This window comes from Phycisphaerales bacterium, from assembly GCA_035627955.1.
Taxonomy (GTDB): domain Bacteria; phylum Planctomycetota; class Phycisphaerae; order Phycisphaerales; family UBA1924; genus JAEYTB01.
The window spans coordinates 223,452-247,096 of sequence record DASPKU010000012.1; the positions used below are offsets into that span (position 1 = coordinate 223,452).

At 67.8% G+C, this 23,645-nt stretch carries 19 protein-coding genes and 6 tRNA genes; 7 read left to right on the forward strand and 18 right to left on the reverse strand.

Going from position 1 to position 23,645, the window contains the following annotated elements:
* The first annotated feature begins 81 nt into the window (after window positions 1–81).
* A complete protein-coding gene (locus tag VD997_10720; protein HYE62460.1) occupies window positions 82–1,521 on the forward strand; it encodes a hypothetical protein in 1,440 nt (479 codons plus the stop codon).
* A 613-nt stretch (window positions 1,522–2,134) separates the two neighbouring features.
* Entirely contained in the window at window positions 2,135–3,463 is a 1,329-nt protein-coding gene (locus VD997_10725) for a hypothetical protein (protein HYE62461.1), read from the forward strand.
* Window positions 3,464–3,527: 64 nt separating this feature from the next.
* Here the strand turns inward: VD997_10725 and VD997_10730 are convergent.
* The 6 genes from VD997_10730 to pckA all read right to left on the reverse strand — a co-directional run bounded on the left by VD997_10730 (window position 3,528) and on the right by pckA (window position 6,152).
* A tRNA-Arg gene (locus VD997_10730) sits at window positions 3,528–3,602 on the reverse strand.
* An 11-nt stretch (window positions 3,603–3,613) separates the two neighbouring features.
* Window positions 3,614–3,687, reverse strand: a tRNA-Leu gene (locus VD997_10735).
* Between the two features lie 14 nt (window positions 3,688–3,701).
* Window positions 3,702–3,775: transfer RNA gene (locus VD997_10740), tRNA-His, on the reverse strand.
* Between the two features lie 35 nt (window positions 3,776–3,810).
* Window positions 3,811–3,884 (reverse strand) — tRNA-Leu (locus VD997_10745).
* A gap of 42 nt (window positions 3,885–3,926) precedes the next feature.
* Window positions 3,927–3,999, reverse strand: a tRNA-Asp gene (locus VD997_10750).
* Window positions 4,000–4,556: 557 nt separating this feature from the next.
* Complete coding sequence (gene pckA, locus VD997_10755; GenBank protein ID HYE62462.1) at window positions 4,557–6,152, reverse strand: phosphoenolpyruvate carboxykinase (ATP); 1,596 nt, start codon at window positions 6,150–6,152, stop codon at window positions 4,557–4,559.
* A gap of 175 nt (window positions 6,153–6,327) precedes the next feature.
* Here pckA and VD997_10760 point away from each other — a divergent pair.
* Window positions 6,328–6,401 (forward strand) — tRNA-His (locus VD997_10760).
* Window positions 6,402–6,455: 54 nt separating this feature from the next.
* Here the strand turns inward: VD997_10760 and VD997_10765 are convergent.
* From VD997_10765 to VD997_10785, 5 genes are all read right to left on the reverse strand, one after another.
* Window positions 6,456–7,610, reverse strand: coding sequence for a response regulator (locus VD997_10765; protein HYE62463.1), 1,155 nt, complete (start codon window positions 7,608–7,610; stop codon window positions 6,456–6,458).
* A 173-nt stretch (window positions 7,611–7,783) separates the two neighbouring features.
* On the reverse strand, window positions 7,784–10,588 hold the full coding sequence (locus tag VD997_10770; GenBank protein HYE62464.1) for a DNA gyrase subunit B: 2,805 nt from the start codon (window positions 10,586–10,588) through the stop codon (window positions 7,784–7,786).
* A 177-nt stretch (window positions 10,589–10,765) separates the two neighbouring features.
* A complete protein-coding gene (locus tag VD997_10775; protein ID HYE62465.1) occupies window positions 10,766–11,215 on the reverse strand; it encodes a hypothetical protein in 450 nt (149 codons plus the stop codon).
* Window positions 11,216–11,616: 401 nt separating this feature from the next.
* Window positions 11,617–12,729, reverse strand: coding sequence for a tetratricopeptide repeat protein (locus VD997_10780; GenBank protein ID HYE62466.1), 1,113 nt, complete (start codon window positions 12,727–12,729; stop codon window positions 11,617–11,619).
* A gap of 144 nt (window positions 12,730–12,873) precedes the next feature.
* A complete protein-coding gene (locus VD997_10785) occupies window positions 12,874–14,046 on the reverse strand; it encodes a deoxyribonuclease IV (protein HYE62467.1) in 1,173 nt (390 codons plus the stop codon).
* A gap of 97 nt (window positions 14,047–14,143) precedes the next feature.
* Here VD997_10785 and VD997_10790 point away from each other — a divergent pair, with 97 nt between their 5' ends.
* The gene (locus VD997_10790; GenBank protein ID HYE62468.1) at window positions 14,144–14,392 is read left to right on the forward strand and encodes a UPF0175 family protein; all 249 of its coding nucleotides are present in this window, start codon (window positions 14,144–14,146) and stop codon (window positions 14,390–14,392) included.
* A gap of 3 nt (window positions 14,393–14,395) precedes the next feature.
* A complete protein-coding gene (locus VD997_10795; GenBank protein ID HYE62469.1) occupies window positions 14,396–14,881 on the forward strand; it encodes a DUF3368 domain-containing protein in 486 nt (161 codons plus the stop codon).
* Between the two features lie 59 nt (window positions 14,882–14,940).
* Here VD997_10795 and VD997_10800 read toward each other — a convergent pair whose 3' ends face one another.
* The 3 genes from VD997_10800 to guaB form a co-directional block, all read right to left on the reverse strand.
* Window positions 14,941–15,357, reverse strand: a complete 417-nt coding sequence (locus VD997_10800; GenBank protein HYE62470.1) for a fibronectin type III domain-containing protein — start codon at window positions 15,355–15,357, stop codon at window positions 14,941–14,943.
* A gap of 558 nt (window positions 15,358–15,915) precedes the next feature.
* Window positions 15,916–16,464 (reverse strand): hypothetical protein, encoded by a 549-nt coding sequence (locus tag VD997_10805; protein ID HYE62471.1) that lies wholly within the window; start codon window positions 16,462–16,464, stop codon window positions 15,916–15,918.
* Between the two features lie 18 nt (window positions 16,465–16,482).
* On the reverse strand, window positions 16,483–18,081 hold the full coding sequence (gene guaB, locus VD997_10810; GenBank protein ID HYE62472.1) for an IMP dehydrogenase: 1,599 nt from the start codon (window positions 18,079–18,081) through the stop codon (window positions 16,483–16,485).
* Window positions 18,082–18,202: 121 nt separating this feature from the next.
* Between guaB and VD997_10815 the strand changes: the two genes are divergently transcribed.
* Complete coding sequence (locus tag VD997_10815; protein HYE62473.1) at window positions 18,203–20,395, forward strand: amylo-alpha-1,6-glucosidase; 2,193 nt, start codon at window positions 18,203–18,205, stop codon at window positions 20,393–20,395.
* Between the two features lie 60 nt (window positions 20,396–20,455).
* Here VD997_10815 and VD997_10820 read toward each other — a convergent pair whose 3' ends face one another.
* The 3 genes from VD997_10820 to VD997_10830 form a co-directional block, all read right to left on the reverse strand.
* A complete protein-coding gene (locus VD997_10820) occupies window positions 20,456–20,701 on the reverse strand; it encodes a hypothetical protein (protein ID HYE62474.1) in 246 nt (81 codons plus the stop codon).
* A gap of 132 nt (window positions 20,702–20,833) precedes the next feature.
* Window positions 20,834–21,055 carry a hypothetical protein gene (locus VD997_10825; GenBank protein ID HYE62475.1) on the reverse strand — a complete coding sequence of 74 codons (222 nt, stop codon included), beginning with the start codon at window positions 21,053–21,055 and terminating at the stop codon, window positions 20,834–20,836.
* Window positions 21,056–21,150: 95 nt separating this feature from the next.
* A complete protein-coding gene (locus VD997_10830; GenBank protein HYE62476.1) occupies window positions 21,151–21,987 on the reverse strand; it encodes a hypothetical protein in 837 nt (278 codons plus the stop codon).
* 56 nt (window positions 21,988–22,043) lie between these two features.
* Between VD997_10830 and aat the strand changes: the two genes are divergently transcribed.
* Window positions 22,044–22,745: a leucyl/phenylalanyl-tRNA--protein transferase gene (aat, locus tag VD997_10835; GenBank protein HYE62477.1), complete on the forward strand. Its 702-nt coding sequence runs from the start codon at window positions 22,044–22,046 to the stop codon at window positions 22,743–22,745.
* An 11-nt stretch (window positions 22,746–22,756) separates the two neighbouring features.
* On the opposite strand, the gene tpiA is transcribed toward aat, so the two are convergent.
* On the reverse strand, window positions 22,757–23,545 hold the full coding sequence (gene tpiA, locus VD997_10840) for a triose-phosphate isomerase (protein HYE62478.1): 789 nt from the start codon (window positions 23,543–23,545) through the stop codon (window positions 22,757–22,759).
* Between the last annotated feature and the right edge of the window lie 100 nt (window positions 23,546–23,645).

The window sequence follows — 23,645 nt, forward strand, 5'->3', positions numbered from 1 at the left end:
CGGGGTGCGTGCCAGAAGGGTTTGCACGCACCGGCATCCAGCTACCATGAGGCTCCGCAATCCCCTTGTCAGGAGAGCCGTATGCGTGCGAATGAGTTGAGCCGTGCAGAGCAGCTGGAGGCGCGCCTGGTGATGGCGGCCCCCACCGCCACGTTCGTGTCGGCGTCGCACAACGACACCGGCGTGTTCGTGGTGGTCGATTACAGGTCGGACGCGGGGCTGCAGACGCAGAGCCTGGGGGCGGGGGACCTGATCGCCACCCGCGCGGGCGGGCCGACGCTCACGGGAAACCTCTTCGGGCCTGCCGTCCCACAGGAGGACGGCAGCGTCCGCGCCATCTATCTGTTCGCGGCGCCGAGCGGGGCCTGGAACTACACAGACACCGGGCACTATCAGGTAACGTCCCCCGACGGGCAGGTCACGGATGTGAATGACGATGACATCGGGGATGGGGTCATCCGTACGCTGTCGCTGTGGTTCACGCAGCCCAAGGCGGTGGTGACCAGCAACACCATGCGGACCAGCGACTGGCTCATCGTGGTGAACTACACCGACGATGTCGCCATCAACACGGCGACCATTGATGCGGCTGACATCCGCGTTGAGGGTGCCGAGGTGATCACGGGGATTTCGCTGCACCAGAAGATCGTCAACAGCGCGAACAACGTCACCGCGGTGTACCGGATCCCGGCGCCGGCGGGCGGGTGGAACTACCTGCACAGCGGCGCCTACACGATCGTGCTCAATAATCGGACGGTGCTGGATACCGGCGGGCGGGGGCCGGGCGGGCACAACCTGAAGACGTACCCGGGGCTGTTCTTCACGGCGCCGAGCGCCCGCATCGCCGGCTCGACCACTATGACGGGGAACGAGTGGCTCATCCCGATCAAGTTCTCGGGGCTGAACGGCATCATCCAGGCGAGCATCACGAACGCCACGAACCTCGTCACCGTGAGCGCTCCCAACGGGTACTCGCAGACCGCCACCCGCACGCAGCTCATCGACCATGGTGATGGGAGCTACACCGGCATCTACAAGGTCACCGCTCGCGGCGGGTTCTGGGATTACAGCGACAACGCCGGGTACACCGTGCGGGTCGAGCCCGGGGTCGTCAGGGACAACTTGTTTAGGGCCGCTCCCGGCGGGAACCTGCGGACCTTCGGGCTGTGGTTCGACAAGCCCGCGGCGGACATCGTGGGCGTCACCGCCAACCAGAATGATGCGAGCAGGTTCGAGGTTGTCGTGCGCTTCCATGACAACGGGGCCATTAACCTCGCCAGCATCACTGCTGGTGCTGTCAGTGTGAGCGGGCCGACGGCTGTCACTACGACGCTGCTCTCGGTGACTGCTGATCCCGCTGGGGGGTATCGGGCCCGGTTCCGGTTCACGCCGGCCACCGGTGACAGGCTGGCGAACGGGAGCTACTTCGTGAGCACCGTCGCCAATGTCGTGCGCGACAATGGGGATGTCGGGATCAATGGTGGGGTGATGCAGCGGTATGGGTTGTGGTTTGCGCCGTGAGGTAGGGGAATAGGACTCATAGGAGTCATAGGACTCATAGGAGGCAGTTGAGGGTGCTTCCTGGGAACCGGAACGGCGGGTTGCGAGGTAGTCGCTGCGCAGGACTCGGTCGGCGGCGCGGCGGGCGGTTTCTGCGTTGGTCTCGAAGCGGATGATCTGCTGGAGGCGGGCGAGGGCGGCGTGGCGGGTTTCGTCGCGGAGGGTGGCCGAGCGCGACTGGGCGATTTCGCGGACGAGGCTCAGGCGCTGGGCGATGTGGGGCTGGCGGGCCCACTCGGCGAGGGCGACGACCGAGGTCTCGAACTCGCGGGCGAGCTCGCTGAGGCGGCAGTCGTGGTCGAACCAGGCGTTGAAGAGCTCTTTGTCGCGCGGTGAGAGGGGCGGGCCTGTCTCGGCGAAGTCGGGTTGTGGCGCGGTGGAGGCCATACTCAAAGGCTACCGCGGCCGTGCGCGGCGTCGAGAGGGAATGCGCGCATGTCGATGATTGTGCGCACAAACGTCGCCGATGGGTTGTAAGTGGTTGTGGGGAATGGGCGGGAAAAAAACGGGGGTGATGAGTAGGTCTTCTAGGTCGGCGAGGTCTTCTAGGGGGGATCGATACGATTCGGTTGTCATGCTCACGACGTTGTTCCTTGATTTGAACTCGTACTTCGCGTCGGTGGAGCAGCAGGTGCAGCCGCACTTGCGCGGGAAGCCGGTGGGTGTGGCGCCGATCACGGGGGATTCGGGGTGCATCATCGCGGCGAGTTATGAGGCGAAGAAGTTCGGGGTGAAGACGGGAACGCGGGTGGGTGAGGCGAAGGTGCTGTGCCCGGGCGTAGAGATTGTGGATGCGCGGCCGCGGCTGTATGTGCTGATGCACCACCGGATTCTCAAGGCGATCGACCGGCACATTCCGGTGGAGCGCGTGCACTCGATCGATGAGGTTTCGTGCCGGCTGGACCGACGGCAGCGGACGCCGGAGGCGGCGCGGGAGCTGGCGCTGCGGGTAAAGGCGGAGATCGCGAAGAGCTGTGGGGTGTGCATGCGGTGCTCGATCGGCATCGCCCCGAACCGGCTGCTGGCGAAGCTGGGCACGGACCTGATGAAGCCCGATGGGCTGGTGATCCTGCGCAATGAGGATTTGCCGGCCGCGATCGGGCACCTGTCGGTGCAGGAGTTCTCGGGGATCGGGCCGCGGATGACCAAGCGGCTGAAGCGCGCAGGCGTGAGGACGATCGCGGAGCTGTACGCCAAAAGCGAGGCGGAGATGCGGGCGCTGTGGGGCGGGCCGTTCGGGGAGCGGTGGTACCACGTGATCCGCGGGGCGGAGGTGCGGGAGAAGCCGACGAAGAAGGGGTCGATCGGGCATCAGCACGTGCTGGCTCCGGACCTGCGGACGCGGGAGGGCGCGAAGAGCGTGGGGCTGCGGCTGCTGCTGAAGGCGAGCGCGCGGATGCGGCACGACAAGTACGCGGCGAAGAAGCTGTCGCTGGGGCTGCGGTTCGAGGGCGACAGGCCGTCGACGAACGCGTGGAACGGGCCGTCGTGGGACGAGTGGGCGACCCTTGGGGGCGAGTGCGTGGACTCGGGGACGATGCAGGATGCGCTGGATGCGTTGTGGGCGCGGGCGCCGGAGGGGAAGATCCTGATGGTGGCGGTGACGCTGCACGACCTGGTGCCCGCGGCGAGCCACACGCTGCCGCTGTTCGGCGGGCAGAACCGCTCGGAGAGCCTGTCGAAGGCGATGGACGCGGTGAACAAGAAGTTCGGGGCGAACAAGGTGTACCCGGCGAGCATGCAGGATGCGCGCGGGCACGGCACCGGCGGGATCGCGTTCAACTACGTGCCGAACCTGGAGCTGGCGGACAGCGTGCAGAGCCGGCAGCGCGGGGGAGGGGAGAAGCGGTACATGAGCGATGCGGAGATGGAGGGGTTGATTGAGGGGTCGCTGCGGGCGTGAGGCTTGTCGGAGGGTGTGGCGTAGGACTCATAGGAGTCATGGGAGTCATAGGAGAAGAGAGAAGCAGCCCCGGCAGGAATCGAACCTGCGATCTCCGCATTCGTAGTGCGGCGTCTTGGATCCGCTCGACCACGGGGCCGTGGTGATGAATGACTCCGGCAGGATTCGAACCTGCATCACCCTGATTCTGAGTCAGGGGCCTCTGCCAGTTGGGCTACGGAGCCGGGAGTAAACTGCAATCAGCGCACCCGGATTCGAACCGGGACTCCCAGGATCACAACCTGGAGGGCTGCCGTTACCCCATGTCGCTGAGCGGCGCTCGCGGGTGGTTGCGCGAGCTGTGACGAAGACCCTGGCGGGAGTCGAACCCGCACTGCGCGGCATCTCGGGCCGCGGCCTCTGCCAGTTGGGCTACAGGGTCACTGAGGAGCACCGGTCGGGAGACCGGTGCCACCGTTTACAACGACCCCGATGGGGCTTGAACCCACAACCTCCGGCGTGACAAGCCGGTGCTCTGCCGATTGAGCTACGAGGTCTTTGTTAGTTTGGTGGAGACGGCGGTTCCTTGTGTGTGCGCGGTTATAGCGTGCGCGAGTGATCGCGGGCGCTGCGATGTGCGGCGGGGGGCAAAACGAAAAACGCGGCCTGCGGGAGGGGTCCGGAGGCCGCGTCGTCTGGTCGCGGAATGCCTGGATTTCAGGGCATTTCACGCGGCAAGCGGGTGCGGCCTTCGGGCCGCCCGTGCCGCGGATTGCTCAGCGGCGGGGCGGCGTGCGTCGATCTCGCAGGGCGAGTCGATAGCACAGTCGCTGCTGTAGCCGTCGAGCGTGATGTTGAGTGGTGGTGATCATGGGAGTACCTGCGGGAGGAGTATCGGTTGGATTTGGGGTGTAGTCAAATGGAATGTTGTGAATTTTTGTTGCGGGCGTCGGCGGTGTGTTGTGCGGTGAGTGTGGGTTGATAGGAGTCATAAGAGGCATAGGACTGATAGGAGCCGGAACGAAAAAGCCCCGGCGATGGCGCCGGGGCTTGAGGGGGGGGTCTATCGAGCACGATCATGAGGACATGATCGTGGCACGGGGGGTCGTGCCGATCAGGCGCGGGGGCCGGCCTTGCGGACGGCTTCGGGCATGTCGAAGGTGGCGTCGTTCTCGCGGAAGAGCTTGGCCAGCTTCTTGGCCTGGGCCTCGTACGCGGCCTTGTCCTTCCAGGTGTTGCGGGGGTTGAGCACCTCGGCGGGGACGCCGGGGACCGCGTCGGGGATGGGCAGGCCGAAGATGTCGTCGGGCGTGAACTTGGCGTTGGCGAGGGCGCCCGAGTAGATGGCCGCGACCATCGCGCGGGTGTAGGCGAGCTTGAAGCGCGAGCCCACGCCGTAGGGGCCGCCCGTCCAGCCGGTGTTGAGCAGCCAGACGTTGGTGCCGTGCTTGGCGATCTTGTCGGCGAGCTGCTTGGCGTAGGTGATGGGCGGGCGGGGCAGGAACACGCCGCCGAAGCAGGGCGAGAAGTTGGGCTGGGGCTCGGTGACGCCCAGCTCGGTGCCCGCGAGCTTGCTGGTGTAGCCGTTGATGAAGTAGTACATCGCCTGCTCGCTGGTCAGCTTGCTGACCGGCGGCATCACGCCGTAGGCGTCGGCGGTCAGGAAGATCACGTTCTTGGGGTGGCCGCAGACCGAGGGGATCACCGCGTTGTCGATGAACTCGACGGGGTAGGTGACCCGGGTGTTCTCGGTGAGCTTGGAGGAGTCGTAGTCGGGCACGCGGGTGGTGGGGTCGATGACCGTGTTCTCGAGCACGCTGCCGAAGCGGATGGCGTTCCAGATCTGCGGCTCGCCCTCCTTGCTGAGCTTGATGCACTTGGCGTAGCAGCCGCCCTCGAAGTTGAAGACGCCCTTGTCGCTCCAGCCGTGCTCGTCGTCGCCGATAAGGGCGCGGTTGGGGTCAGCCGAGAGGGTGGTCTTGCCGGTGCCCGAGAGGCCGAAGAACAGGGCCGCGTTGGGGTTGCCCGCGCTCTTGTCGGCGTTGCACGAGCAGTGCATGGGGAACACGCCCGCCTCGGGCATGTCATAGTTCATGGCGTAGAAGATGCTCTTCTTCATCTCGCCGGCGTACTCGGTGCCCAGAATGACGACCATCTTGCGGGTGAGGGACTGGGCGATGAGGACGGGGCTCTTGACGCCGAACTTGGCCTGCTCCTCGGCGGTGAGGCGGCGGCGGCCGGCGTTAATGATGGTCCAGTCGCTCTTGAAGGGGCCGACCTGCGGGCCGCTGGCCTGGGTGTTCTGGCGGATGAAGAGGGTTTGCGCAAAGAGGGAGTGCCAGGCCTGCTCGGTGATGACGCGGACGCCCAGGCGGTAGCTGGGGTCGGCGCCGGCGTAGCCCTCGAACTGGTAGAGGTGCGGGCGCTGGTTGAGGTAGTCAACGGCGATGCCGAGCGCGGCGTCGAAGTGCTCGGGCTTGATGGCCATGTTCACCTTGCCCCACCAGATCTTGTCGTGGATCTGCGTGGTGTCCTCGAGGTACTTGTCCTTGGGGGAGCGGCCGGTGCGGTCGCCGGTCAGGCACACCAGGGCGCCGTTGGCGGCGAGCTTGCCCTCGCCCGCGGCGATCGCCCGCTCGACCAGCTCGGCGGACGAGAGGTTGGTGAAGACCCGGTTCTGCGACAGGTTCAGGCGGCTCAGGTGGTCCATGGATGTGCCTCGAAAGGTGCGGAAAAGAGTGGGAGCAAGCCTAGGGCCGGGCTGAGCGGGTTGGCTACCTTGGCGGGGCGTGGGTGCGGGGTGGGCGGGCCGGCGGGGTTGCCGGTGAGTGAGGGCGGTCCTAATGTTGAGGTTCCTGCGCCTCGCCGAGTGGGCGGGCGTGATGGCGACTGTAGCTCAGTTGGTTAGAGCACCGGGTTGTGATCCCGGGGGTCACGGGTTCGAGTCCCGCCAGTCGCCCTTTGATGTTGATGAGAAGCCCCGGCAGTCGCCGGGGCTTTTTTGTTGCGCGGTTCAGGCGACGCGCTTGTGGGGCTTCGTGGTCTCGAGCGCGGAGTCGCAGGCGGCGATGACGAGCTCGAGGTTGGGCATGACGGCTTCGATGGAGCCGCCGCTGTCGAGGGTGGACTGGATCTGGTTAACGAGGGAGACGACCGGGGTCCAGCCGCGGGCTTCGGAGAGGGTGCGGATGCGGAGGCAGGCGCTGCGGACAGCGGCGGCGTCGCGGTGGAAGACGGCGGAGAAGAGGGCCTTGCCCAGGCGGGTGACCTCGTCGGCGGGGGCGGCCTTGGCGCGGGTGTCGCTGGCCGAGGTCTTTCTGGTGTCGGCGGGCTGCTCGGCGAGGAGCACCTCGGCGAGGGCGCGGAAGAGGATGTCCTGGGAGTAGGGGCGGCAGAGGAAGGCGCGGACGGGGGCGCTGGCTACACGGGCGCGGGTGCGGGCGGTGTCGTCGGGGACGATCATCAGGATGGGGCCAACGTGGCCGATCTCGCGGAGCTTGGACGCGGCCACGCCGGGCTCGGCGTCGCCGACTTCGGCGGAGAGGATGACGGCGGTGAAGCTGTCGTAGAGGGAGATGCCCTCGGCGAGGGTGGACGCGTACTCAAGCTGGAGGTTGGTCTCGCGGAGGAAGTGCTTGATGATGTCGCGCTCGCCCTTGGCGGGCTCGATGATGAGGACGCGGCCCTGGAGGTCGGCGGAGCGGACACGCTCGCGCTCGAAGCTGTTGGAGAGGGGGTCGGGGGCGAGGTATTCCTTGGCGTTGATGGGGCGGGGGAAGGCGATGCCGATCTCGTGGATGAGGCCGGCGCGGTGCATGCAGCGGACGATCTTGCCGCGCACCTGGACCTCGCCCTGGGTGGGGTGGGGCATGTGGACAATGCACTCGGAGCCGGGGTGGACGAAGCTGGAGTGCAGGACGCAGACGCCGCCGTTGGAGAGGTTGCGGCCGGCGACCTTGATGTTGACGGTGTTGCCGCCGGGGTGGATGAGGCCGACGGTGATCGAGAGCTTGCGGAAGGGCCAGCGGACAAAGTCGCGCTTATGGCGCGTGCCGGCCTTTTGCTCCGGCTCGTCGAGCTTGTCGAGCAGCGCTTCGAGCTGAGCAGCGCTGAGGTTGATGGAGTTGGGGCGAAGGCTGGACTGGTTGGCCTGTGAGTGAAGGGCCATGGAAACCTCCCGCGAGCGTGTAGGTACACACACATCGGCCGGGGGCGCGTAGATGTTTGAAGCAAGCGGCTTTATCGAAATAGGTGCGGGGGGTGTGAAGCCGTAGCGGCTCTTCCGGGCCGATGTTATCGGCCCGCCCGGGATGTGCTGATCGGATCGGGGCGGCGAGGTGATCAGACGTCGAGGTTCTTGACCTCGAGGGCGTGGTCCTCGATGAAGCGGCGGCGGGGCTCGACCTCCTCGCCCATGAGGATGCTGAAGAGGCCGTCGGCGTTGCTGGCGACATCCCACGTGACCTTCATGAGGACGCGCTTGCTGGGGTCCATGGTGGTTTCCCAGAGCTGCTCGGCGTCCATTTCGCCCAGACCCTTGAAGCGCTTGATGTCGAGGCCGCGGCGGCCGATCTCGCGGAGGCCGTCGAGGATGGCGGGGAGGTTGGGGGCTTCGACGGGTTGGTCGGTGCGCCTGGTGGGTTGCGAGATGGCGTCGCCGGACTTGGGTTGGTCGTCGGTGTTGTCGTTGTCGTCGTGGACGTCACGCTGGCCGATGTCCGCCACCGAGGTCTCCGAGCCGACCTCGGTGGCACGGTTGGTGGTGATCCACGCGAAGCGGGCGGGGAGGCGTTCGCCGGTGACGGCCTCGCCTTGAACGCCGGCGAAGGTTTCGGGGGTGACGGGCAGGCCGAGCTCGGTGAGCTCGGCGAAGAGGCGCTCGAGCTCGCGGTTCTCGTGGAGCTCGCGCACGGCGGCGCGGGTGGCGGCGCTCTCCTGCGACTCGGCGGCATCGCCGTTGACGTGCTCGTCGCTGCGGTCCGCGAGGCGGAGCTTGTGCTTGTCGACGAGGGCGAGGGCGTCCTGCTCGGACCAGGCGAAGGCCTCGCCGCCGCGCCAGGTGATGCGGTGCGTCGGGAGGCGGTGCTTGCCGGTGGGGTCGCCGGTGCGGTGGGCGAGGAGGTCCTTGAAGAGGACGCCGCGGCGCTCGGCGATCTCGACGATCTCGAGCATGCGGCGGAGGAGGTGGAGGGCGCGGCGGAGCTTCTGGCCCTCGAGGCGGGAGACCTCCCTGGCCTGGAAGCGGGCCTCGTTCTCGACGTTGATGTCGCGGACGATGAGCGCGGAGCCGTCGAGGCCCAGGTCCATGAGGGCGTCGTCGAGCATCTTGTTGGTGACGACGTAGGAGACTTTCTTGGAGCGGCCGGGGCCCTTGGCCATTTGATAGAGGGGCGGCTGGGCGATGTAGATGTGGCCGCGGCGGATGAGCTCGGGCATCTGGCGGAAGAAGAAGGTGAGGAGCAGGGTGCGGATGTGGGAGCCGTCCACGTCGGCGTCGGTCATGATGATGATCTTGCCGTAGCGGAGCTTGCTGAGGTCCATCTCCGAGCCGATGCCAACGCGGAGGGCGGCGATGAGGGTGCGGATCTCCTCGAAGGCGAGCATGCGGTCGATGCGGGCCTTCTCGACGTTGAGGATCTTGCCCTTCAAGGGGAGGATGGCCTGGGTCTCGACGTTGCGGCCCTGGGTGGCGGAGCCACCGGCCGAGTCACCCTCGACGATGAAGAGCTCGGAGCGCTCGACGTCGCGGGTCTTGCAGTCGCGGAGCTTGTGCGGCATGGAGCCGCTGTCGAGGGCGGACTTGCGGCGCGTGAGCTCGCGGGCCTTGCGGGCGGCCTCGCGGGCCTGGGCGGCGACGATGCCCTTGAGGCAGAGGCGCTTGGCCTCGACGGGGTGCTCCTCGAGCCAGCGGTCGAACCCCTCCCCCACTGCCTGGGCGACGAAGCTCTCGATCTCGGGGTTGAGGAGCTTCTCCTTGGGCTGGTTGTTGAAGGTGGGGTCGGGGAGCTTGACGGAGATGATGGCGATGAGGCCCTCGCGCAGGTCCTCGCCGGTGGGGACGGGGTCCTTGTCCTTGATGATGCCGGCCTTCTTCGCGTAACCGTTGAGCGTTCGGGTGAGGGCGACCTTGAAGCCCTGGGCGTGGGTGCCGCCGTCGACGTTGTTGATGTTGTTGGCGAAGGAGAGGAGCGACTCGTTGTAGCCGTCGTGGTACTGGAGCGCGACCTCGGCAACGAGTGACTTCTCGGCGTCCTCGCGCTTGACGTAGACAGGGGCGGAGACCGGGCTCTTGCCGGTCATGAGGTACTGCACGTACTCGACCAGGCCGTTGGTGGCCTTGAAGGTCTCGCTGTGAATCTTGCCATCGGCGCCGACGCGCTCGTCGGTGAGGCGGAGGGTGACGCCGGGGTTGAGGAAGGCGAGCTCGCGGAGGCGGGCGGCGAGGACGTTGTAGTCGAAGGTGGTGTCGGGGAAGATCTCGGGGTCGGGGCGGAAGGTGACGGTGGTGCCGCGGGTGCGGGTGGCGTTGGCGGGGATGGCGCCGACTTCCTTGAGGGCGTGGCAGACGCGGCCGCGCTCGAAGCCGATGGTGTAGATCTTGCCGTCGCGGAAGACTTCGCAGTCGAGGTACTCGGAGAGCGCGTTGACGCAGGAGACGCCGACGCCGTGGAGGCCGCCGGAGACCTTGTAGGCGGAGCCCTCCTGCTGGAACTTGCCGCCGGCGTGGAGCTTGGTCAGCACGACTTCGACCGCGGGCTTGCCGTTGAGGGCTTTGTCCTCGTGCTTGATGGGATCAGTGGGGATGCCGCGGCCGTCGTCGATGACCTGGCAGGAGCCGTCGGGCTGGATGGTGACCTGCACGAGCGTGGCAAAGCCGGCCATGGCCTCGTCGATGGAGTTGTCGACGACTTCGTAGACGAGGTGGTGGAGGGCGTTGAGGCCGGTGCCGCCGATGTACATGCCGGGGCGCTTGCGGACAGCGTCGAGGCCTTCGAGGACCTGGATCTGCTCGGCGCCGTACTGGCCGTTCTTGACTTCGGTTGGGGAATCGACGCCGCTGGTGACGGCGGCGGTGGGCTGCTGGTGCGATTCGGGCGTGCTGATGGCGACCTCCACGGGCGAGCGGCGGGCGGGGGACTCGGGCATGAGAGACCCTCGTTTGACCTGGGTTGGGAGCCCTGTTGGAGGGCTCTGGAGGGGGGCCGGAGCGCTGGGCCTGGAGGGGCGGAGCGGGCCGGGTTTTTGAGCTTGGAATGGTAGGCGCGCGGGGGGTGGAATTCGCGGTTTTTGGGGGTGTGGAGGGGGTTGTTGTGGGGGTGGGCGTCAGGTGATTTGGAGCGCTTCAGAAGCGGCGTTCCAAGCGGCTTTCCGGTCGCGGAACTGGCCGATGAGGCGGTACTGGGCCGCGAGCAGGTCGACGGTGTTTTCCTTAAAGGAGCACACGTAGTGGCGGCGCCCTCTGGAGAGGCGTTCGGGGTTGGCGTCGCGGTCGCTTATCGCGGCTTGCTCAAGGAGCCAGTCGGAACCCTCAACCTCCCAGATCGAGTAAGGGCCGGTGCTCGCGTTCAGCGGGTGGTTGTGGAAGGCCTCGTCGTTGGGGCCGCCGGCGGAGGCGTGAAGACAGTCGGTGAAGAGAACGGCCGCGAGTTGAGTTGATGATGCGACCTCGTAGATCAGCACGGCGCGTCGCCGGTGGGTAACGAGGGCGCCTTCGGAATCGTTGGAATCGGGAGGAGGCAGGTCGGTGAGTTCGCGGGCGCGCGGTTGCGGCATCTGGGGAGTTTAGTTGTCGAGGGCCCGGGTTGTGCGCAGGGGTCCTGCAGCCCTCCGGCGTGCGGAATCGCGCGACTGCATCCGCGGCGGCGTAAGGCGACGCGCCTCATTCTGCCCATGGCTACTTACTGATGCCCCTGCGGGGCGGAATGCAGGAGTGCTGCGAGAGCGAGATGCGCCCCGTCAGGCATGAAGTTCACCCGCCCCGCTGGGGCGGCGGGTGGGGTGGGCCGCAACCAGGGGTGTCCGAGGACGGCCACCCCTGGCAACGATCACGCACTCCGCCGGAGTGCAATGGCAGCAGGCGAGTCAGTACCAGCGAAGTGCGAATGTGAGTCAAAACCAAGGCCACCGAGATGAGGACATCTCGGTGGCACGTTGAAGCACGACGCAACATCGCATCACTTGTAGCGCGAGACCAGCTCGAGGATCGCGGGTTGGTCGCGTTCGATCTGGAGGGAGCGGCGGAGGGCTTTGAGGCCGTCGTCGTGGGCGGTGCGGTCGGCCTGGCCGCTGAACATCCACTGGTTGAGGAGGCACACGCCGACGCCGTTGAGGGCGGGGTAGTAGTTGGGGTCGATCTCGAGGGACTTGCGGAAGCTGCTCAGGGCGGTGTCGTAGCGGCGGAGGTTGAAGTAGCCGACGCCGAGGCGCTCGTAGCAGGGGGCGGTGGGCTCGGTGCGGGCGAGCTGCTCGAGGGTGTTCACCGCCTCCTCGTGGCGGCCCACTTTGCTGAGGCTGTTGGCGAGGTTGAGCAGCAGCGGGCCGGTGAGCTGCGTGAGCTCCGCGGCCTGCTGGAACTCGACGATGGCGTCATCGTGGCGGCCCAGGGTGGCGTAGATGGCGCCGAGGTTGGAGCGGGCGGCGGCGTTCTTGCCGTCGATGCGGACGGCGCGCTCGGCGTAGGGCAGGGCCTGGCTGGCCTCATTGAGCTGGAGGTAGGCGGTGCCGAGGTTGAGGTTGGCGTTGAAGTCGTCGCCCTTGATGTTGAGGGCGCGGAGGTAGGCACGCACGGCGTCCTCGAGGCGGGAGAGGAGCTGGAGGGAGAGGCCGTGGCGGTACTGGGCGTCGAAGTTGCGGGGCTCGAGGTCGGCGGCCTTGGCGAAGTGCTTCTCGGCGGCGGCGAAGTTGCCCTGCTCGAGGTGGATGTCGCCGGCGCCGAGGTAGGCGACGGTCATGCGCGGGTTGTGGGCGATGGCGCGCTCGAAGTCGGCGAGGGCCTTCTCGTAGTCGCCCGCGGCCTCGGCGGCCTGGGCGGACACGACGGCGGCGTTGGCAGTCTCGACGCGGTTGATGTTGACGGCGGGGGCGCGGCCGTTGTTGCGGGCGGCGCGGGGGTCGGGGGGCGTGGGGTTGCGGCGGGAGCCGAAACGGTTGTCGAGGGACTGGCAGGCGGTGAGGAGGGGGAGAGAGAGGAAGAGGCAGCAGAGCAATGCAGGAAGAAGGCGCTCACGCAGAGGCGCAGAGCTCGCGGAGGGGGAGTGTGAGCGGGCGGGGGCGGGGGCGTTGTGCATCGCGGTCCTCATCGGCGCGGGGAGCGGGAGGTGTTCAGTACGCCGCGGGGGATGAGCTGGTGCGGCGCATGAAGTGTGCCAGCGCATTGGGGTGCTGGGGGTGCTGGTGAGGGAGTCTAGATCGGCGTTGGGGCCGGTTTGGGGTCAGATTGGGGGTTTCGCGGGGCGCTTGGGGGGAGGCTGCTTGGTGGAGGTGCGCTTGGTGATCTTCTTGCGCGCGGCTGAGCTCGAGGGGGCGGGGGCGGCGGAAGGCTTTGCGGCGGTTGGCTTTGTGGCTGGGGGAGCGGTGGCGGCGGGCTTGGCGGGCGCGGCGGCGGGCTTCTTGACCGGCTTTGCGGTGGGCTTGGCGGGGGCGGTGGACTCGGGCGGGAAGGGGCCCGGCTTGCCGCCGGCGGTGAAGATGGCGCGGAGGCGCTCGAGGTTGATGGAGTCGAGCTGCTTGGGGCTGCCGGGCTCGGGGGGTCCCGGCGGGCACTCGTCCTCCTTGGGGGTCTCGAGGATCTTGGGGAGTTTGCTGATGCGCGGGTGGTTGATGACGGCGGGGAAGCCGGAGGAGGAGAGGGTTTCGAGCGTGGGCTTGAGGGCCAAGCCTCCCACTGCACCCTCGCCGATGTGCTGGTGGCGGTCGAGCTTGGAGCCGAGTGCGCCCTTGCTGTCGTTGAGGTGCATGACGTGGAGGTTTTCTATCCCGCACATCTGGTCGAACAGCTTGAGCGACTGCGTGGCGGCGGCGGCGGTGCTCATGTCGTAGCCCGCGGCGTGGAGGTGGCAGGTGTCGAGGCAGAAGCCGACACGCTGGGGCTCGCCGGTCATGTCGATGATGAGCTGCCGGAGGGCGGCGAGGTGCTCGAACCGGCCGCCGATGTTGGTGCCGCTGCCGGTGGTGCCCTCGAGGCAGGCGATGGTCTTGAGCCCCTTGGTGCGCTGGAAGAGTTCTTTGTACGCGGTGGCGATGCGGTGCAGGCCCTGCTCGAGCGTGGTGCTGGTGTAGGCGCCGGGGTGGTGCACGACGAAGGGGATGCCCAGGACCTCGGCCCGCTCGAGCTCGACGGTCATGAGGTCGATCGACTTGCGCCAGATTTCGTCGCCCGGGCTGGCGAGGTTGATGAGGTAGCTGGCGTGGGAGACGACCCTTCCTTCCCACTTCAGCCGCTTCATGTGCGCCAGCCAGTCGCGCTGCATGCCGGGGTCGAGCGGGTGCACCTTCCACTGCCGCTGGTTCTTGGTGAAGACCTGCACGGTGTCGAAGCGAAGGGCCTCGGCGCGGAGCAGGGCGTTGACCATGGTGCCGGCGATGGAGAGGTGGGAGCCGAACATGGCCACAGAATAGGGGGAATACCAAACACGGAGGCACGGAGAGCACGGAGGCTGCACGGAATGGGGTGGGAAAGAGAGTCGGATATGATGGCGTGCCATGACCATCAACATCCCTGACGACATCCTGCAGCGGGCGGGGCTGACGGAGCGCGAGGTGCTGATCGAGCTGGCGTGCAGGCTGTTTGATGCGGAGAAGCTCGGGAAGGGGCTGGCCGCGCGGATGTGCGGGCTGAAGCGGATCGAGTTCGAGGAAGAGTTGCGGAAGCGCAAGCTGGCGGTGTACCACACGAGCCTGGAGGAGTACGAGCGCGAGATGGGGCGTGCGGGCGATCGGAAGGCCGGCTGAGGCATGCTTGTCGTCAGCGACACGTCGCCGTTGCGTGGGCTGCAGGTGCTCGGGCTGACTCACCTGCTTCCTCTCTGGTACGGGCAGGTCGTAGTTCCGACCGCAGACGCGGCAGAACTGACCGTGCCGATCGCGGCCGCGGGGCCGTTCCCGTTCGCCCATCATCCGTTCATCAGGGTCGCCGCCCCTTCGGACCTCGGGCGGGTCCAAACGCTGCTCCAGCAGGTGGACAAGGGCGAGGCCGAGGCGATCGCGCTGGCCCTTGAGTTGAACGTGACGACGATCCTGATGGACGAGGTGGACGGGCGAGCGGTGGCGCGTCGCCTGGGCCTTTCACCAACCGGTGTTCTGGGGATGCTCGTGCGGGCAAAGCGTGAACGCCTCATTGCCGCCGCGTCTCCGCTGATCGAGCGGCTTGAGCGCGAGATTGAGTTCCGTGTGTCCGCTGCACTGCGCGAGAGCGTGCTCCGGGACGCGGGTGAACTCTGAGAATGACGGGGACCGCGGGCTGGCGGATGCGGCGGTTGCCAATGGTGCGGATTGCCCGCTTAGGCAGGGATTCGCGCCAGGAGGGGCGGCCCATTCTGCGCGGCCGGGACACCGGGTGCGGCCCGCGCGCTGCCCAGGGCCACGCTGAGGATCGGCGACCAGGGCCCGCTCACGTCGGCGCGCTGGCCCTGCACGGTGTACTCAACGCCCGTGACGCCCGCGGGCACGGTGTTGTCGGTGAATCGCTTGGCGCCGGTGACTCCCAGGAACGAGAACTCGCGCTCGCCCGCGAGGCGGCGGCGCACGATGTAGGTCGTGCCCTGCGTGCCCCGAGGATTCCGCGCCTTCCATGAGATCTCCAGGGCCCCGTCACCGCTGATGAGCCGGGCCGCGAGTTCTTTCGGCTGCGCCGGCGCGGAGGCCGGCTGCGGTTTGCAGGGTTGCGGTGATTGGCCGGACGTGCAGATTCGTGGCACGGCGCGGTCCGCGGCTGTGATTGAGCGGTCAGTCTGGCGGAATGACTGGTCTGTGCCGCGGGCTGACTGCTCTGTTTCGGGATCGCAGCGGTCAGGGCCAAGCGCGCGGCGCGGTGACCGTGCTGCCTTCGCGAGCGACGGCTGCGCAGCGTGCCCGAACGTCAGTGCGCGCGGGTGTCGCGCAACCGAGAGGGCCTCAAGGCCGGCCCTCTCGGGCTCTCCCTGGCCCCTCTGCGTGATGGGGCGCGTGTCGATTGCGCGGGCGGCTTGTCTTGAGCAGGGAGTCGCAAGAGGGGCGGCAGCCCCTTTTGCACCCGCGGAACTGCTGAAGCGCAGGGCACGCCCGAGCGTCAGTGCGCGCGGGTGTCGCGCAACCGAGAGGGCCTCAAGGCCGGCCCTCTCGGGCTCTCCCTGGCCACTCTGTGTGATGCCGCGCCTGCCGAGCGCGCGGACGGCTTGCCTTAAGCAGGGAGTCGCAAGAGGGGCGGCAGCCCCTTTTGCACGCGCGGAACTGCGGCCCGCTCCGTGAGAGGCGCAGCCCGGTGCGCGCGAGCGGCGTCACTCTTCTTCGAGGCTCGTCGCGAGCGCGACCTGCCAGCCCTCTAGGCCGGTCGCGATTTGAAGGGTGAACCGCGGCGCACCCGGCGAAAGGCCGATCCCCGAAGAGCCGAAGTTCGAGCCCGCATCTTGCAGCCATTCCGCGATCCGCTGATCAACGGCCGCGGGGCTGAGGCCGATGGCCACGCCCACTTCGCGACACTTGGCGGCAACTTCATCCTTGTTGCCCTGCGGCAGCCTGAAGTACAGCGAATCGACACGGTCCCCGTCGATCGTGCCGGTCAGGTACTCAACCGGGAGCCTCAGGATCCCTCCGTCGTGTGTTGGGATTTCAACGGAGCGGAATCGATCGGTCGTGAACGCGTAACGCTGATCGTACATGTGGACTCGTTGCGGACCGGTGATGCCGAGCTCGGTCGCCGTGGGCATCCTTCTCGTGATGCTCAAGACCGCGCGCTGCCGCAGCGTTCCCAGCGAAGCAAGCAGCAAGCCGACCAGCAGGGCGGCCGCTCCGAGAATGACCAGCATCGTCTTCCGAGGTCTGGTCATTGCACAGCCCGCCTCGCCTTACCCCCCCTTGCTCGCCATGTAGTTGGGGCTTTCCTTCGTGATCATGATGTCGTGGGGATGGTTCTCGATGACGGTGGCGCCGGAGACGCGGCAGAACCTCGCGTCGGTGCGGAGCTCCTGGATGGTGCGGCAGCCGCAGTAGCCCATGCTGGAGCGGAGGCCTCCTACTAACTGGTAGACGAACTCGGCGAGGGGGCCGCGGTAGGCGATGAGGCCCTCGACGCCTTCGGGGACGAACTTCTGTTTGGCGTTGCCGGTGCTGTCGACCTTGTCGGCCTGGCGGTAGCGGTCGGCGCTGCCGGCGTTCATGGCGCCCTCGCTGCCCATGCCGCGGTAGGACTTGTAGCGGCGGCCGTGGGTGATGACGACCTCGCCGGGGCTTTCGTCGAGGCCGGCGAAGAGCGAGCCCATCATGACCACCGATGCGCCCGCGGCGATGGCCTTGGGGATGTCGCCGCTGTGGCGGATGCCGCCGTCGGCGATGACGGGGACGTCCAGGCCCGCACGCGCGAGGGCGTCGGCGGCCTGCATGACGGCGGTGATCTGCGGGACGCCCACGCCAGTGACAACGCGGGTGGTGCAGATGGAGCCGGGGCCGATGCCGACCTTCACGGCGTCGGCGCCCGCCTCGGCCAGGTCGAGCGCCGCCTCGGCGGTGGCGATATTGCCCGCGATGACTTGGAGGCCCGACTGCTTGACGGACTGCATCTGGCGGAGCTGGCGAACGGTGCGGAGGACGTTCTCGCTGTGGCCGTGGGCGGTGTCGACGGTGATGACGTCGACCTCGGCGGCGATGAGGGCCTCGACGCGGTCGTACTGGTCAACGCCCACGGCGGCGCCGCAGCGGAGGCGGCCGCGGGAGTCGGTGCAGGCCTTGGGGTACCTCGAGAGACGCTCGATGTCACGCATGGTGATCAAGCCGGTGAGGCGGCCTTGGTCGTCGATGAGGACGAGCTTCTCGACCTTGTTCCGGTTGGCGATTGTTTCTGCCTGCTCGAGCGTGGTGCCGGCGGGGGCGGTGATGACGTCCTTGGTCATGACGTCCTGCACGCGGGTCTGCGTGTCGTCGACGAACTTGAGGTCGCGGCGGGTGATGATGCCGAGCACCTTGCCCTTCCCGCGCGGGTTGGATGAGCCGTCCTCGGTGACGGGGAAGCCGGAGACGTTGTGCGTGCGCATCAGCTCCTTGGCGCGGGCGACGGTGTCGGTGGGGCCGAGGGTGAGGGGGTCGAGGATGATGCCGTTTGCGGACCGCTTGACCTTGGCCACCTCGCGGGCCTGGGCCTCGATGCTGAGGTTCTTGTGGATGATGCCCAGCCCGCCCTCCTGGGCCAGTGCGATGGCCAGGGCGGACTCGGTGACCGTGTCCATGGGGGCCGAGAGCAGCGGGATGTTCAGGCGGATGGTCTTGGTCAGGAACGTGGAGGTGTCGGCGTCGGCGGGCATGACCGTCGAGCGGCGCGGCAGGAGCAGGACGTCATCGAAGGTGATGCCGTCCAGGGTGATCTTGGATTCGGGGGTGAAGGAAACCGGCTTGCTGGCAGGCGTTGGGGCAGAGGGGCGGGCGGAGGAGGCCTGAGTGGTGAGGGTTCCCATTCCATAGGGTTGCGGGGTGGAGGGGTGGGGTCAAGGGGGGCGGTTAATGGGGGTGTGGCATGGTCGTAGACTCGGCGGAGGAGCACCGGTCGGGAGACCGGTGCCACCGGTGGAGGTGCCATTGCCAACGTCGACGACCAAGCTGGACATCGAGAAGCTCGGGGACCTTGGGCGGTGCGAGTGGGTGCTGACCAACGGGCTGGGCGGGTTCGCGATGGGGACGGTGAACGGTGTGCCGGACCGGCGGTACCACGGCTGGCTCGTGGGGGCGATGCGGCCGCCGGTGGGGCGTGTGATGGGGCTGCACTCGGCGATTGAGTGGATCGCGCTGGAGGAGGCGGGCGACGAGGCGGTGCGGGGGAAGCGGATTGAGCTGTCGAGCTACCGTTTCAGCGGGGGCGTGATCCACCCGAAGGGGATGCACCGGCTGGTGCAGTTCGAGCAGGGGGCGGGGTGGGTGCGGTGGGCGTACCTCGTGGATGATGAGGTGACGGTGACGCGCGAGCTGACGCTGGTGCGCGAGCGCAACACGGCGCTGGTGCGGTACCGCGTGACGGGGCTGCGGGGGCGGGCGTGGCTGGAGGTCAAGCCGCTGGTGGGGCTGCGTGATTACCACGCGCTGTTCCGGGAGCGCGCGGGGTACGCGTGCGAGGGGGGCGATGGGTGGTGCGAGGTGACGGGGCCGGAGGAACTGGGCAAGAAGCTGTGGATGAGCATGGCGCGGGACGGGAAGGAGAAGGCCGCGTTTGTGTGCGAGCCGGAGTGGTGGCGGAACTTTGAGTACGTGCGCGAGCACGAGCGCGGGATGGACTTTGTCGAGGACCTGTACTCGCCGGGGACGTTCGTGCTGGAGTGTGACCATCGCAACAAGCCCGATTCGGAGGTGGTGTTCGCGGCCTCGCTGGATGGGGCGGTGCCGGAGGTAAGGTTTGATGAGGTGGTGGCGGGGCACAAGGCGCGGGTGAGCGTGGAGGGTTTGCCGCGGGGGTGCGCGGCGGAGTTGCTCGCGAGGAGCACCGAGATGAAGACATCTCGGTGGCACGATCTGGCGGTGGTGATTGAGGGGGCGGATCAGTTTGTGGTGAGGAGGGAGGGCACGAAGAACACCGGTCGGGAGACCGGTGCCACCAAAGGCGAAGACACCGGTCGGGAGACCGGTGCCACCAAAGGCAAAGGCCAGAGCCAGACGTCCATCGTCGCGGGGTACCCGTGGTTCAGCGACTGGGGGCGGGACACGTTCATCTCGATGCGGGGGCTGCTGCTGTGCACGGGGCGGTACGACGAGGCGCTGAGCGTGCTGCGGGCGTTCGCGGGGCTGCAGAAGAACGGGCTGATCCCCAACTGCTTCGATAACGCGGGGCACGCCGAGTACAACACGGTGGACGCGTCGCTGTGGTACGTGCACGCGGCGTGCGAGTACCTGCGGGTGAGCGGGGACCGCGTGGGGTTCGAGAGCGTGCTGCCCGCCTGCCTGCACGTGGTCGATGCGTACAGGCGCGGCACCGAGTTCGACATCCGCATGGATCGTGATGGTCTAATCACCGCGGGCTGCGAGGGGACGCAGCTGACGTGGATGGACGCGCGACGTGACGGCGTGGTGTTTACGCCGCGGCATGGGAAAGCGGTGGAGATCAATGCGCTGTGGTACTCGGGGCTGCTGGAGCTTGCCCACGCGGTGGACATCACCGACCGGGCGAAGGCGGAGGAGCTGCGCGAGTGCGCGGCGCGGTGCGCGGCGTCGTTCGGGCAGTTCTGGAACGCCGGGGCGTCGTGCCTGTTCGACGTGCTCACGCCCGACGGGGATGACTGGCGGCCCGATGCGCGGGTGCGGCCCAACCAGGTGTTCGCTGTGTCGCAGCCGTACTCGGTGCTGACGGCTCAGCAGAAGCGGGCCGTGCTGGCGAAGGTGAAGGAGCGGCTGCTGACGCCGATGGGGCTGCGGACGCTGGACCCTGCGGACCCGGGGTATCGGCCGCGGTTCGAGGGGCCGATCAGGGAGCGGGACGCGGCGTACCACAACGGCACGGTGTGGCCGTGGCTGATCGGGGCGTATTGCGAGGGTGTGCTGCGGGCGGCTGAGTTCTCACATGCTTCGCGCGATGACGTGCGCGGGGTGATCGCGCCGCTGCTGCGGGAGTTCTGCGAGCGGACGGCGCAGGTGGGGCCGATCCGGCAGCTGGCGGAGGTGTACGACGCGGAGGAGAAGCCCGGGCACCGGCGGGCGGAGGGGTGCATGGCGCAGGCGTGGTCGGTGGCGGAGGTGTTGAGGGTGATGTGTCTGGTCGAGGGCGAGCAGGATCGCGCGAGAAGGTGAGTGCAAGGTAGACCGATCCGGGACTTCGCCCAGAGCGGCTCAGTCCCGGCGTCGTAAGACCTAGCAGCAGCCCCAGCCTTTTTTCTTGTTGCCGGCTTCGAGGAGTTTGGCGGCGTCGTCGGGGGACATGGTGCCTTCGGCGACGTAGGCCGCGATCTCGCGGCGGGAGGTTTCGAGGTTCCGCGAGCGGACGATGCTGGTGATGGCCGTGAAGACCATGTGCAGGAAGGCGAGGACAAAGCCTGCGCTAAGCATGAGCAGGGGTATGAGGCTGCGTTCGGAGAGTTCGAGGGCGAGGGTGTGCATGGGGTGGTCTCGGGCGTTTCGGCGGGCTGCTATCGATTGCCAATCCGGGACTTCGCCCAGAGCGGCTCAGTCCAGGCATCGGGAGGGGGCGGGGCTCAGTCTCGACGTCGGGAGCGGGCGGGGCTCGGTGGGCTAGCTCTTGCTCTCGGCCTTCATGAGGCGCTCGCCCTGCTCGGGGCTCATGGTGCCCTCGGCGATGAACGCGGCGATCTCGCGCCGGCTGCGTTCCTTTGCGAAGGTCTTGAGCACGGAGGCGGTGAGGTTGAGGAACACCGTGATGATGACGCCGCTGAAGATGAGCAGCGGGATCAGGGTGTCTTCCTTGAGGCACTGCTGGATGACGTTGGGTTCCATGCGTGCGTCTCCGGAGCGCAAGGGGGGCGGGCCACCGGCGGAGTCATTGGGAAGGGTAGGGGGTCGGTTTCAGCAGGGTCTTGGGGAGCGGGCCGTCAGGCGGGGTCGGTAGGGGTCGCTCGTGCGAGGCCGCGGTGGATGGTGTGAGTCCAGATGGAGTAGAAGTCGAAGGCCGCGGCGTTGTCGCTCTCTGTCTGGGTGCCGAAAGCGGAGGTGAGGTCGCGGCGGAGGTCGGCGGGGACCCGGAAGCCGCGGAAGCCGGTGTCGATCTGGGCTTGGGGGGCTTCGGTGGCGAGACGGAGGGCGAGGCGATCAGTGTTCTCGAGGTCGGTCATGCCGCGTTCCTGCCCGAGGACGTCGAAGGAGAGGCGGTCGGCATTGCAGCGGAGGCGGGAGCCATCCCTGAGCCAGAGGTCGAGGATGTGGGTGGTCTTGCGCTCGGTGCTGCGGAGGGGCGTAGGCGGGTCGGGGAGCTCGGGGCCGCCGTAGCCGTAGGAGTAGCCGGAGCGCAGGCCGCCGGTGGTCTCGATGTCGATGCTGGTTCGGACCTTATCGATGGCGGCGCGGACGATGAGGAAGAGGTCGGCGGTGCGGAGGCCGGTGGGCTCGCCGCGCCAGGGCTCGGCCATGTACATGGGCTCGTCGCAGCCGAGTGCGGGCACGAGGCGTTTCACCAGGAAGGGCCTGGGGTGGGCCTTGAGGTAGGCCTGCGTGAGGGCGAAGGCGGAGATGCGTCGGGCCTTGAGACGGGCGACGATCTGGGGCGCCTCCGCGGCGTTCACCCGGGCAAGCACCAGCGGGGGCTCATGGCTGGCGCGCTGGGCGGCGTGGAAGGCGTCGATGCCGAGGGCTTCGCTGAGGGCCGCGGCGCGGTCGGCGCTCGTGAAAGCGCTGGGGTAGCGGACGATGGTGAGATAAGCCCTGTCCGACATGGCGGAGTCAGTGTACATTGGGCCGCGCCCCGTTCGGGGCGTTGAGGGTGTGTTGCGTGACAACGCGTGCGCGGGATGGATTGACACGTGAGGAGCGGCTGCTCGTGCGCGACACGCTGGTGTCGTACGCGCGCGGGTGGTTCCCGATGTGCGATCCGGAGACGGGCGTGGTGCACTGGGTTCAGCCGGCGCAGCGGGGCGTGATCCCGCTGGATGAGCGGTTCAGGGTGAGCCGCTCGCTGCGCGGCGTGGTGCGGTCGGGGCGGTTCCGCATCACGAGCAACGCGGCGTTCCGGGAGGTGATTAGGGCGTGCGCGGCCCCCACTTCTTCTCGCGTGGACACGTGGATCAACGACGACATCGCCGAGCTGTTCCACCTGCTGCACCGGTCGGGGCACGCGCACAGCATCGAGGCGTGGGTGGAGGGGGAGCGCGGGCCGGAGCTGGTCGGGGGGTTGTACGGGCTGGTGGTCGGGTCGGCGTTCTGCGGCGAGTCGATGTTCTGCCGGCCTGATCGCGGCGGGAGCAACGCGAGCAAGGTGTGCCTGGTGCACCTGGTGGAGCACCTGCGGCGGCAGGGGTTCACGATGCTGGACTGCCAGCTGCTGAATCCGCACCTGGAGCAGTTCGGGTGTTATGAGATGCCGCAGGAGGCGTTTGCGGAGCGGATGGAGGAGGCGGTGAAGGTTGGGGCGGAGTGGGGAAGGTTCAGGGTGACGGAGGCGGCGGAGGTCGAAGACACGATCATGAAGACATGATCGTGGCACAGTCAGGGCTTGGACTTGCCGGCAGCGGCGGCGGCTTTGCAGAGGGCGACGAAGTCGGCGCCGTTGAGGGAGGCGCCGCCGACGAGACCGCCATCGACGTCGGGCTGGGCGAAGATGTCGGGGGCGATGTCGGGCTTGAGTGAGCCGCCGTAGATGATGCGGGTGCGGGTGGCGATGTCGGGGTTGTACATGCGGCGGAGCATGGCGCGGATCTGGGAGTGGGCCTCTTGGGCGTCCTGGGGCGTGGCGGTCTTGCCGGTGCCAATGGCCCAGACGGGCTCGTAAGCGATGACAAGGCGCTCGGCGAGGGCCGCGGGGATTTCGGCGAGGCCGGTGCGGACCTGACGGGCGGTGACGATGTCCTGGTGGCCGGCGACACGCTCCTCGAGGGTTTCGCCGACGCAGAGGACGCCGGTGAGGCCGCTCTCGAGGACGGCGCGCAGCTTCTTGTTGACCAGCTCGTCCTTCTCGCCGATCACGTGCCGGCGCTCGGAGTGGCCGCAGAGGACCAGCTGGACGCCGCAGTCCTTCACCATGCTGACGGAGACCTCGCCGGTGAAGGCGCCGTCGGCGTTGAAAAAGACGTCTTGGGCCCCGAGCTTTACCGAGGAGCCGCGGTCGCGGAGGATGGCGCGGACGGTGAGCAGGTAAGGGAAGGGCGGAAAGACCGCGGCCTCCACGCCGTCGAGGTTGAGCAGGCCGTCGGCGACCGCGCGGGTGAGGTCGGACCCGGTGGTGCGGTTGGTGTTCATCTTCCAGTTGCCGCCGACGAATGGTTTGCGCTCGGGCATAGGTGGGGAGGGTAGCAGACGCCTGCGTGGGTGACCCGGTGGAGTGAGGTGTGCTGCGGTGTGATGGTGGTCGCGGCCGGAGTTGCGCGCGCACCGTGGT